The following is an 11,521-nucleotide window of genomic DNA, read 5'->3' on the forward strand; positions in this document are numbered from 1 at the left end:
TAGAAGGGGGATGTATGAAGCTCGCGGCCCGTCTCGCGGTCCTTGCGCTGGCGCTGTCACCGGCGCTCGCCTTTGGCGACAATTCCCCCCACATCACCGTCGCGACCCCTGGCGTCGGCAATGGGTCGATCGAGCGTTTCACCGCGCGGTTCAGCCAGCCGATGGTGGCGTTGGGCGATCCGCGCGCGCCGGCGCCCTTCGACGTCACCTGCGCGGTCGGCGGCCAGGGGCGCTGGGCCGATCAGCAGACGTTCGTGTGGGAGTTCGCAAACCCGCTGCCGGGCGGCACCAAGTGCGAGTTCAAGGTCAAGGCCGGGACCAAGAGCGTGTCGGGCTATGCGCTCAACGACAGCAACACTTACACGGTCGATGCCGGCGGACCGATGGCCAAGGCGATCCTGCCGGGCGAGAATAGCGACGAGATCGAGGAGGGCCAGGTCTTCCTGATCGCGGCCAATCTGCCGGCGACGCCGCAATCGGTCGGCGCCAATGCCTATTGCTCGGTCGCCGGTTTGGGCGAGAAGATCCCGGTCGACGTGCTGCCGCCCGACACCGCGGGCAAGCTGATCGCCGAGATGGGCACCGATAATAATTACGCGGTGCAGAGCTTCCTGGAGAGCGGCGGTCTGCCCGCGACGGTGCCGGCGAGCGAGGCCGATCGCGCCAAGGCTTATGAAGGCGTGACCGCGCTCCGCTGCCGCCGGCCGTTGCCGCCGGGGCACGATATGTCTTTGGTCTGGTCGGGCAAGATCGCCAGCGCGAGCGGCAAGCCCGCGGGCACCGATCAGCGCTTCGACTTCACCGTCCGCAAGCCGTTCGCGGCGCGCTTCGAATGCAGCCGCACCAATGCCCAGGCCGGCTGCAACCCGGTCGAGAAAGCCTATCTGCGCTTCACCGCGCCGATCCCGATGTCGCTCGCCAAACAGGTGAAGATCACCACCGCCGACGGCACGGTAATCGCGCCGGTATTCGACAAGGACGAGCAGAAATCGGCGACGATCAGCGACATCAAGTTCGCCGCGCCGATGCCCTATGCGACCACCGCCAAGGTCTCGATCCCGGCGGACGTGAAGGACGAAAGCGGGCGGCCGCTGACCAATGCCGAGCGCTTCCCGCTCGATATCCGCATCGACCAGGCGCCGCCGCTGGTGAAGTTCGCCGCGGGGTTCGGCATCCTGGAGGCCAAGGAAGGCGGCGTGCTGCCGGTCACGGTGCGCAATGTCGAGCCCTCGCTACAGGGCCAGAACCTCAATATCGGCGGACAGACGCTCCGCGTTGAGGGTTCGGACGGCAAGATCGCCGAATGGCTGCGCACGGTGAACTCCGCCGACGACACCAATATCGAGGATATCAAGAAGGGTGACGAGGTCGTCGGCCATATCCAGAATACCGGGGCGACCCCGATCCTGACCGGCGCCAATGCCGGCGCGTCGATGAAGATCGGCCTGCCCGGCAAGGGCAAGGATTTCGAAGTGGTCGGCATCCCGCTGACCAAGCCCGGATTCTATGTCGTCGAGCTGGCCAGCCCGGTGCTGGGCCAGGCGTTGCTCGGCCGCAAGGCGCCGCGCTACGTCGCGACCGCCGCGCTCGTCACCAACATGGCGGTCCATTTCAAATGGGGGCGCGAGAAGAGCCTGGCCTGGGTGACCAATCTCGACACCGGCCTGCCGGTCGGCAATGCCGCGGTCGCGGTGACCGACAGCTGCACCGGGCAATTGCTCGCCAACGGCACCACCGACAAATCGGGCGCGGTGTTCATCCCCGCGGGCCTGCCGCAGCCGGAAACCTATGGCGGCTGCGACAGCGATTATCAGAACCACCCGCTGATGGTGTCGGCGCGCGCCGGCGACGATTTCAGCTTCACCCTGACCGATTGGGGCGAGGGCATCCGGCCGTACGATTTCGACCTGCCTTATGGCTATTCGGCGCAGGGCGACGTGTTCCACACCGTGTTCGACCGCGCGCTGGTCCGCCAGGGCGAGACGATCCACATGAAGCATATCCTGCGCCAGCCCGACGGCGCCGGGTTCGCGCTGGCGCCGGGCTTCTCGGGCACGCTCAGGCTGTCGCATCGCGGGTCGGACACCAATTTCGACTTGCCGCTGACGATCGACGCCAATGGCATCGGCGAAACCGAATGGACCGCGCCGCAGGGCGCGCCAATGGGCGATTACGACATTTCGGTGATCGACGGCGACAAGACGCTGTCGACCAATCAGTCGTTCAAGGTCGACGAATACAAGCTGCCGACAATGCGCGCGACAGTGACGGGTCCGAAGGAAGCGGCGATCCGACCCAAGTCGCTGCCGCTCGATCTGTTCGTCGGCTATCTGGCGGGCGGCGGCGCATCGAACCTGCCGGTCGAAATGCGGGTCGGCTATTTCGGACGCTCGGCCACGCCCGAGGGCTATGACGGCTATACGTTCGGCGGGACCGACGTCCAGGAAGGCACCAAGCCACTCAACGGCGATGGCGAGGAGGAAAGCGCGCCGCTGCCGCCGACCCAGACCCTGCCCGCGACCCTGGGCGGCGACGGCACGACGCGAACCACGGTCGACGTGCCCCAGGTCGACCAGGCGACCGACATGCTGGTCGAGATGGATTACCAGGACGCCAATGGCGAAGTGCTGACCGCGTCGAAGCGCATCCCGATCTTCCCGTCGGCGGTGCAATTGGGCGCCAAGACCGACGGCTGGCTGATGAAGCAGGACGATCTGCGCCTGAGCTTCGTCGCGCTCGACACAGACAACAAGCCCAAGAAGGGTCAGGCGATCAACGTCGCGCTCTACAGCCGTCAGGTGCTGACCGCGCGGCGTCGGCTGATCGGTGGCTTCTACGCGTACGACAACCAGATGAAGACGACCAAGCTCGGCGGATCGTGCAGCACGACCACCGACGAGCTCGGGCTCGCCAAATGCACGATCGATCCCGGCGTGTCGGGCGAAGTCTATATCGTCGCGACCACGCGCGATGCCGATGGCAATGTCTCGCGCGCGGTGCGCTCGGTATGGCTGGCGGGCGATGACGATTGGTGGTTCGGCGGCGACAATGGCGACCGGATGGACGTCATTCCTGAGCAACAGAGCTACAAGGCCGGTGAAACCGCGCGCTTCCAGGTTCGCATGCCGTTCCGTGAGGCGGAGGCTCTGGTCACGGTCGAGCGCGAAGGCGTGTTGTCGAGCTTCGTGACCAAATTGTCCGGCGCCAATCCGGTGGTCGAGGTCAAGATGCCGGGCAGCTACGCGCCCGACGTGTTCGTCTCGGTGATGGCGGTGCGTGGGCGCGCGCAGCCGGGCGTGTGGAGCTGGTTCCAGGGGATCGGCAAGGCCCTGGGCTTCACCAGCGCACCGAGCGAGGCGCAGGAACCGACCGCCTTGGTCGACCTCGCCAAGCCGAGCTATCGCCTCGGCATCGCCAAGGTGAAGGTCGGCTGGGAAGCGCATCAATTGGGCGTGACGGTCAAGGCCAACAAGGAACGTTATGCCGCGCGCGATACCGCCACGGTCGACGTCTCGGTCAAGGGTCCCGACGGCAAGCCGGCCAGGACCGCCGACGTCGCGTTCGCCGCGGTCGACCAGGCGCTGTTGCAGCTCGCGCCCAATGACAGCTGGAATGTGCTCGACGCGATGATGGGCGACCGGCCCTTGTCGGTGCTCACCGCGACCGCGCAGACCCAGGTGGTGGGCAAGCGCCATTACGGCAAGAAAGCGGTCGAGGCCGGTGGTGGCGGCGGCGGCGATCTGTCGGGGTTGAACCGCGAGAATTTCCAGCCGGTCTTGCTGTGGAAGGGTCGCGTGGCGCTCGACGCCAATGGCCACGCCCAGGTGCCGGTCCCGCTCAACGATGCGCTGACCAGCTTCAAGCTGGTGGCGATCGCGACCGACGGCGCGCAATTGTTCGGCACCGGCAGCACCGATATCCGCACCGCGCAGGATCTGTCGGTCTATGCCGGCCTGCCCAGCCTGGTCCGTACCGGCGACCAATATGCCGCCGGCTTCACGCTCAGGAACGGTTCCGACAAGCCGATGACGGTGACCGCGAATGTCGCGCTCGAACCGCGGATCGCCAAGGGCAATCCGATCACGGTGACGATCCCGGCCGGCGGCGCCGCGCCGATCGCCTGGAACCTGACCGCGCCGGCGCAAGGCGGCCAGCTCAAATGGACGGTCAGCGCAAAGTCGTCGGACGGCAAGGCGGTCGACAAGATGACCACCGTCCAGGACGTCGTGCCCGCGGTGCCGACCGAGGTCTGGGCGGCGACGCTCGCCCGGGTCGGGCCCAACACCTCGATCGCGATCACCCCACCCAAGGGCGCGCTCCCCGGCTTCGGCGTGGTCGATATCAAGCTCGACGACAGCCTGGCGCCACCGCTCGAGGGCGTGCGCCGCTTCATGGCGGCCTATCCCTATGATTGCTTCGAGCAGCGGCTCAGCCGGATCGTCGCCTTGGGCGATTCCGCCGGCTGGATCCAGCTCGCGGGGGAAATCCCGACCTATCAGGCAGACGACGGCCTGCTGCGCTATTGGCCGCAGGCCTCGCTCAAGGGGTCGGAAGCGCTGACTTCCTATGTCCTCGAACTGACCAGCGACGCCGGTCTGCCGATCCCCGATGCCGCCAAGACCAGGATGGTCGAGGGGCTGAAGGCCGTGCTCGACGGGCGCTTGCGGCATGAGGATTATGGCGATGTTCGGCTGCAACGGCTGAATGCGTTCAACGCGCTCGCCCGCGCCGGCGCGGCGACGCCGGCGATGCTTGGCCAGATCGGCATCACGCCGCAGGAAATGCCGACCTCTATGCTGTCCGACTATATGGTCGCGCTCGACAAGGTGTCGGGGCTGGCCAATGCCAACGCCCTGCGCGGGACCGCCGAGAACGTGCTGCGCACGCGATTGGTCTATGAAGGGACACGGCTCGATCTCTCGGATCAGTCGAATGCGCCCTGGTGGTTGATGTCGTCGGGCGACGAGGGCGCGATCAAGGCAGTGATCGCGACGCTCGGCCGGCCGGGCTGGAATGACGATGCGCCCAAGATGATGGTCGGCGTGTCGCTGCGCCAGCAGCGCGGGCGCTGGGACACCACCACCGCCAACGCCTGGGGCACGATCGCGGCGAAGAAGTTCGGCGGGCTCTATCCGGCGAGCGCGATCATGGGGACGACCAGCCTGAGCCTGGGGCAACAATCGGTCCTGAAATCCTGGCCGCTGGCCGCCGACGCGCGCAAGGCGAGCTTCGCTCTGCCCTCGGTCCAGACGCCACTGTTGCTGCGGCAATCGGCAGGCGCGGGGCCATGGGCGACGGTCCAGGTCTCGGCGGCGGTGCCGCTGACCCAGCCGCTGTTCGCCGGCTACCGCGTGTCGAAGAAGGTCGAGCCGGTCAGCCAGCGGGTGAAGGGCCAGTATAGCCGCGGCGACGTGCTCAAGGTGACCTTGCTGGTCGAGGCGACCGCCGAGCGCAATTGGGTGGTGGTCAACGACCCGATCCCGGCGGGCGCGACGTTAGTCAGCGATCTCGGCGGCCAGTCGCAGATGCTCGCCGGGCAGGAGCAGGCCGGCGGCGGCTCGCGGTTCAGCGTGACCGACAAGGACGGCAAGCTGTGGGACGTCCAGGCCGGGGTCTCGCCCGCGTACATCGAGCGGCGGCGCGATTCGTGGCGCGGCTTTTTCGACTGGGTCCCGCGCGGCAATTTCGCCGTCGTCTATCTGATGCGGCTCAACGGCGCGGGCACGTTCAGCATGCCGTCGACGCGGGTCGAGGCAATGTACTCGCCCTCGATCAACGCCCAATTGCCCAATGCGTCGATGACCATCGCGCAGAAGTGATGGGGTTCGGGTGTAGGCCAAGAACGCCCCTCCCTTTCAGGGCAGGGCGATCGCAGATTGATTTTGGGGTGAGTGCAGAGCTGTGCCGTGGAGTTCGACCGTCATGCCGGACTTGTTCCGGCATCCAACGCTCCCCAGTGGACGGATTCCGTTGTGGAGGGTTGGACCCCGGGACGAGCCCGGGGTGACGAGGGGTGGAGCGGATCGAACACCATCCCGCGAGGCGTCCTCAATAATCCCGGCGAGATTTGAAGTTCTAGGTATCGTGCGATGAGCGGGTGGCGTGACCGCTTGCGGTCGGCCTGGGCATGGGGCCGGGCGGTCGAGACGCGGGTGGACGACGGTATCGCCGCCGCCGGGCGCTGGCTGGTCGACCACCGCCCGCGCACCCGCGCGCACTGGATCGTCGCGACCCTCGGTCTGCTCGTCGTCGCGGGCGGGGTGGTCGACTATCTGACCCTGCCCCCGCCGATCCCGAGCTATCGCGACGTCCGCGCCGGCTGGAAATCGTCCGAGGCGTGGCTCTACGATCGGCACGGCGTGCTGATCGATTCGTCGCGAGTCGATTATGCCCGGCGCCGCCTGGCCTGGGTCACGCTCGACAAGGTCGCGGATACGACGAGGACGACCTTGGTCGCCGCGGAAGACCACCGCTTCTACAGCCATTGGGGAGTCGACTGGCTGGCGAGCCTGGGCGCGCTGCGCGACCGGATCGAGGGGCGAAAGTCGCGCGGCGCCTCGACGCTCAGCATGCAGCTGGCGGGGTTCCTCTCGCCCGACCTTGCCCGGCCAGGCGCGCGCGGCTGGCTCGACAAGATCCGCCAGATGCGCGCGGGCTGGGAAGTCGAGAACGACTGGAACAAGGACGAGATCCTCGAAGCCTATCTCAACCTCGCCGGTTTCCGCGGCGAGGCGCAGGGGATCGGCGCCGCCGCGCTCGGGCTGTTCGGCAAGACGCCCGACGCGCTCAGCCGCGACGACGCGCTGATGCTGGCCGCCTTGCTGCCCGATCCGCAAGCGGGGGCAGGATCGGTGGCACGGCGCGCGTGCCTGCTCAGTCACGAGAAGGATTGCTCGCGCTTCGAGGGCGAGGCCTATTCGATGCTCGGTCCGGCGCGCAGTCTGGCGCTCGACCCCGGACTCGCGCCGCACCTCGCCAACAAATTGCTGACCAAGCCGGGGCTGCGCGTCACCACGACGCTCGACGCCGATATCCAGCGGACCGCGATCGCCGCGCTCAAGCGCCAGCTCGAGGGGCTCGGCGGCAGCCGCGCGCGTGACGGCGCGGTGGTGGTGCTCGACAATGCGACCGGCGATGTGCTCGCTTATGTCGGCGGGATCGGCGGCAATTCGACCGCGCCCTCGGTCGATGGCGCGGGATCGTACCGCCAGGCGGGATCGACGCTGAAGCCGTTCCTTTATGCCGAGGCGATCGAGAAGGGATATCTCACCCCCGCTTCGATCCTCGACGATTCGCCGGTCCAGCTCGACACCGCATCGGGGCTCTACGTCCCGCAGAATTACGACAAGGGGTTCAAGGGGCCGGTATCGGCGCGCTCGGCGCTGGCGGGATCGCTCAATGTGCCCGCGGTGCGCACCCTGCTGCTGATCGGGGTCGATTCGTTCCGCGATCGGCTGTGGGACACCGGCTATCAGGGGCTGGTCGAGGACGGCGATTATTACGGCTTTTCGCTCGCGCTCGGCTCGGCCGAGGTGACCTTGCTCGAACAGGCCAATGCCTATCGCAGCCTTGCCAATGCCGGTCGCTGGGCGCCGGTGCGGATGACGGCCAGCGACCCGGTCCCGGCGTCCAAGCCGATCACCACGCCGCAAGCCGCGTGGATCGTCGCCGACATGATGGCCGATCCGAATGCGCGCGCGGTCACGTTCGGGCTCGATTCGTCGCTGCGGCTGCCGTTCTGGGCGGCGGTGAAGACGGGCACGTCGAAGGCGATGCGCGACAATTGGTGCGTCGGCTTTTCCGATCGCTACACCGTCGCGGTGTGGGTCGGGAACATGGAAGGCGACCCGATGCGCGCGGTGTCGGGGACCAGCGGTGCGGCACCGGTATGGCGCGACGTGATGCTGGCGCTCCACGCCGACCGCCCGAGCAAGGCGCCGCCGATGCCGAACGGGGTGGAGGCACGCGCGATCCGCTTCGCCGACAATATCGAACAGCCGCGACGCGAATATTTCCTGGCGGGGACCGGGATGAACGTTGTCACCGCGGCCCCCGACACATCACGCCGCCCGCGCATCACCAATCCGGTGTCGGGCAGCGTCTACGCGATCGACCCCGACATCCCGATCGATCGCCAGCGCCTCGCCGTCGCTGTTTCAGGCGACGCGGTCACGCATCGGCTGGTGCTCGACAAGAAGGACCTAGGCGACGCCAGCACCGCGCCGCTGATCCTGCCCGGGCCGGGGCGGCACCGGCTAGCGCTGCTCGATCTATCCGGGAAAGTGGTGGATCAGGTGATGTTCACGATGCGGTGAAGAATCCCTCTCCCTGTGGGAGAGGGAGGGAGCGCCGAAGGCGCGGAAGGGTGAGGGCAGTCGGAAGCTTCTTTACCTGCCCTCACCTTCCCACTCGGCTATGCCGAGCGGGCCCCTTCCTCTCCCAAAGGGAGAGGAGCTTTTAGACTAGCTTCACGATGGCGACGATCGACGCGACTCAGACGTAGCGGCAGCTTACCATGAATTGCGGGCGTTGCGGCGAGCAGAAGGGAAGTTTAGCATCGCGCTATGCAACCGGTGGCCACACTAATTATTGATAATCGTAACACCGATTTGGCAGACCTCGCGGTTCCGGAGATGAGTCTCAGCTCCGCTCGGGCGACCATGGTGCCACACGAATTCAGCCTCTCTTTGAAGACCGCGTGTGCTATCGAGATCTTGGCACCGAAGTATGACCGTCTGGTCGACGAGCTGCGAAAAGACGATGAGGTTACCGGCTGCGCCTACGACGCTCTTGCGAAGACTGGTTATCCGGCCTTTGAATTAATTACCCAGAATGAAGAGGCGCTGCTCGTAGTGTTAGGGCATCATCTGCGTGACGAGTTGTTTGCCGCGTTTTCAGGAGATCGCAAGGCGCCAACTTATTGGCTTGATGCCGTAACTAAGTGCGAATCTGACGGTCTCAACATTCGTATCCATGGTGTCTGTTACAGCGAGGCCTAACCTGACGTCCGCACCCGCGTTCCACCGGACGGCTGCCGGCCGCCGATCGGCATCAAAAGCTATCGCCAAAAAAAAACGGGGCGTCCGGGCGGGCATTGAATTCGCCCGGACGCCCCGCCTTCCACTGGGAGCTTACCAGTAGAAGTGGTTGATCACGCGCAGCACAACGCCGCGGCGCGTGTCGATCAGCAGGACGTCGTCATAATGGCGCACCCAGCGCTGGCCGTAGCCGGCGGGCGGCAGGCGATAACGCCACGGATCGTTGATCCAATAGGCCGAGCCCCAATAGGTCGGCGCGATGCGCACGCCGGGGCGGAAGGCATAATAACGGAACGGCGCGCGCCAATTGCCGCGCGAATAGATGCCGCGGTTGCGGTTGCGCCAGTCGCGCCAGTCATTGTCGGCCCAGCGGCGGTTGCGGTCCTCGCGCCAGTCGCGGCGGTCCTCGCGCAGCTCGCGACGGTCGCGTTGCAGGTCGCGGCGGTCTTCCCGGATCTCGCGACGGTCGTGACGGACTTGGCCCCAGGATTGCGCTTGCGCCGCGACCGGCATGGCGGTCGCCGCGATCAGCGCGGTGAGGATCAGTGTACGCATGATCGTCTCCCTTCTTTTTCCGAACGGCACGTCTCCAGCGCCGCCATGTCGGAGAGGATTAGGGCGGCGACGCTGAACGCGTCGCGAACGCGTCGGTCAGGTTACAGCAAGGATTTGGGTGAGCTGCGGGCGGTAGATTTCTTCCTCGTCACCCCGGCCTTGTGCCGGGGTCCAACGCACCCCAAGCGATATCGCTTGCGGCTCCTTGGATGCCGGAACGAGTCCGGCATGACGAAATAGAGTATAGCCTGGTGGCCTACGGCTGGCTGTCGTCGCCGCCGCCGGTGCCGGCCCCGGCCGCGCCGACCGAGCCGATATTGCCGAACAATTCCTCGAAGAAGCTGCGCTTGCGGCCCAGCGTCGGGGTGGTTTTGCCATACGGCCGGATTGACGCGACCTGATCCAGGCCCGTGCGCGTGATGTTCGACACGACGCCCTTCTGGTCGAACGCGATCTTCAGCGTCAGCTGGCTTCGGGCCTTGGGATTCATGTAAGCGAGGTTGCGGCTGTCGCGCGCGACATAATACCATTCGCCGTTGTTGAACTGGCTGGCGAAGCTGGGCTTGCCCAGCGTCTGGAGCACCGAGGCGCGATTGTCGACACCCGGCTGGACCGAGTTCACCAGGTCGGCATCGATGATATAGCCCTGGTGCGAGCGCAGCGAAGTGCAGCCGCCGGCGAGCGCCACAACCGCGATTGCCGCGGTCAGGCCGCCAAACCGACCAACCATCCGGACTGCCTTCACCATTCGATACTCTCCGTGCGCCGACGCCAATCACCCGGCGCATTTGCATCGCGCGCCGTTCGCCTCAATATGCGGGGTGGGCGGACGGCACAAGGCCGGCGCCGCAATGGCCTCGCACAGGGCTGCTAAAGGCGAGATTGATGGGTTTTTTCGACAGGTTCAGGGCGAAACGTGACGAAACCGCGGCGCTGTACGCGGCATTGGTCGCGCGTGCGCGCCAGCCGCATTGGTATCTGGACGGCGCGGTCGCCGATACGGTCGATGGCCGCTTCGACATGATCGCGGCGATATTGGCGATGGTCATGCTGCGCCTGGAGGCCGATCCGGCCGGAGTCGCGGCGGCGGCACATCTGTCCGAAGCGTTCGTCGACGACATGGATCCGCAATTGCGTGAGATCGGGATCGGCGACTTGCTGGTCGGCAAGCATGTCGGGCGGATGATGGGGATGCTCGGCGGGCGGCTGGGCGCCTATCGCGACGGGCTGGCGGCGGGCGACCTCAAGCCGGCATTGATCCGCAACCTCTATCGTGGCGAGGCGCCCGATCCGGCGGCGCTGGCGCATGTCGAGCGCGACTTGCTGGCGTTGCGCCAGGGCCTCGATGGCATCGCACTCGATGCGCTGATCGCGGGTCGGCTGCCGTGAGTGTCGAATTCGCGCGGCCGCAGCGCGTCGATACGATCGGCGACGATGCGCGCACCATCGAGATCGACGCCGATGCGCAGGAACGCGCCGCGCTGGCCAAACGGTTCGACCTGATCGGCATCGAGCGGCTGACGGGCAAGTTCACGATTCGCCGCGACGCCGCCGGCATCGTGGCGGAGGGGCGTGTCGCGGCGGCAGTGACCCAGGCGTGCAGCATCACCGGCGATCCGCTGCCCGCGACGGTCGACGAGCCGGTTGCCCTGCGATTCGTCGCCGAAGAGGATTCCGGCCAGGACGAGGTCGAACTGGGCGACAGCGATATCGACGTCATTCCCTATGAGGGCGGGACGATCGACCTGGGCGAAGTTGCCGCCGAGACGATGGCGCTGGCGCTCGATCCCTTCCCGCGTGGCCCCAATGCCGCAACCGTGCTGAAAGAAGCCGGCGTGCTGAGCGAAGAAGACGCGGCGCCGCTTGGGCCGTTTGGGGCGCTCGCGGCGCTCAGGGACAAATTGGGCAAAACATAGTCGCAGCGGTTC

The 11,521-nt window shown here is 66.5% G+C and carries 7 protein-coding genes; 5 read left to right on the forward strand and 2 right to left on the reverse strand.

The features are described 5' to 3' along the window. Window positions 1-14 precede the first annotated feature (14 nt). The 3 genes from SMA01S_RS07885 (at window position 15) to SMA01S_RS07895 (ending at window position 8,999) form a co-directional block, all read left to right on the forward strand. A complete protein-coding gene (locus tag SMA01S_RS07885) occupies window positions 15-5,819 on the forward strand; it encodes an alpha-2-macroglobulin family protein (RefSeq protein WP_066820099.1) in 5,805 nt (1,934 codons plus the stop codon). Window positions 5,820-6,089: 270 nt separating this feature from the next. Further along, window positions 6,090-8,315: a penicillin-binding protein 1C gene (gene pbpC, locus SMA01S_RS07890; RefSeq protein WP_084250175.1), complete on the forward strand. Its 2,226-nt coding sequence runs from the start codon at window positions 6,090-6,092 to the stop codon at window positions 8,313-8,315. 249 nt (window positions 8,316-8,564) lie between these two features. Next, on the forward strand, window positions 8,565-8,999 hold the full coding sequence (locus tag SMA01S_RS07895) for a hypothetical protein (protein WP_066820101.1): 435 nt from the start codon (window positions 8,565-8,567) through the stop codon (window positions 8,997-8,999). A 132-nt stretch (window positions 9,000-9,131) separates the two neighbouring features. Here SMA01S_RS07895 and SMA01S_RS07900 read toward each other — a convergent pair whose 3' ends face one another. Together SMA01S_RS07900 and SMA01S_RS07905 are read right to left on the reverse strand one after the other, a co-directional pair. Continuing rightward, window positions 9,132-9,593 (reverse strand): RcnB family protein, encoded by a 462-nt coding sequence (locus tag SMA01S_RS07900; RefSeq protein ID WP_066820103.1) that lies wholly within the window; start codon window positions 9,591-9,593, stop codon window positions 9,132-9,134. 256 nt (window positions 9,594-9,849) lie between these two features. Further along, window positions 9,850-10,341 carry an outer membrane protein assembly factor BamE gene (locus SMA01S_RS07905; protein WP_066820105.1) on the reverse strand — a complete coding sequence of 164 codons (492 nt, stop codon included), beginning with the start codon at window positions 10,339-10,341 and terminating at the stop codon, window positions 9,850-9,852. Between the two features lie 137 nt (window positions 10,342-10,478). On the opposite strand from SMA01S_RS07905, the gene SMA01S_RS07910 reads away from it, so the two are divergent. Together SMA01S_RS07910 and SMA01S_RS07915 are read left to right on the forward strand one after the other, a co-directional pair. Further along, window positions 10,479-10,982, forward strand: a complete 504-nt coding sequence (locus SMA01S_RS07910; RefSeq protein WP_066820106.1) for a ubiquinol-cytochrome C chaperone family protein — start codon at window positions 10,479-10,481, stop codon at window positions 10,980-10,982. Then, on the forward strand, window positions 10,979-11,509 hold the full coding sequence (locus SMA01S_RS07915) for a YceD family protein (RefSeq protein WP_066820108.1): 531 nt from the start codon (window positions 10,979-10,981) through the stop codon (window positions 11,507-11,509). The genes SMA01S_RS07910 and SMA01S_RS07915 overlap by 4 nt, the downstream gene beginning before the upstream one ends. Window positions 11,510-11,521: the final 12 nt, after the last annotated feature.

It is taken from the genome of Sphingomonas mali NBRC 15500 (assembly GCF_001598415.1).
Lineage (GTDB): Bacteria > Pseudomonadota > Alphaproteobacteria > Sphingomonadales > Sphingomonadaceae > Sphingomonas > Sphingomonas mali.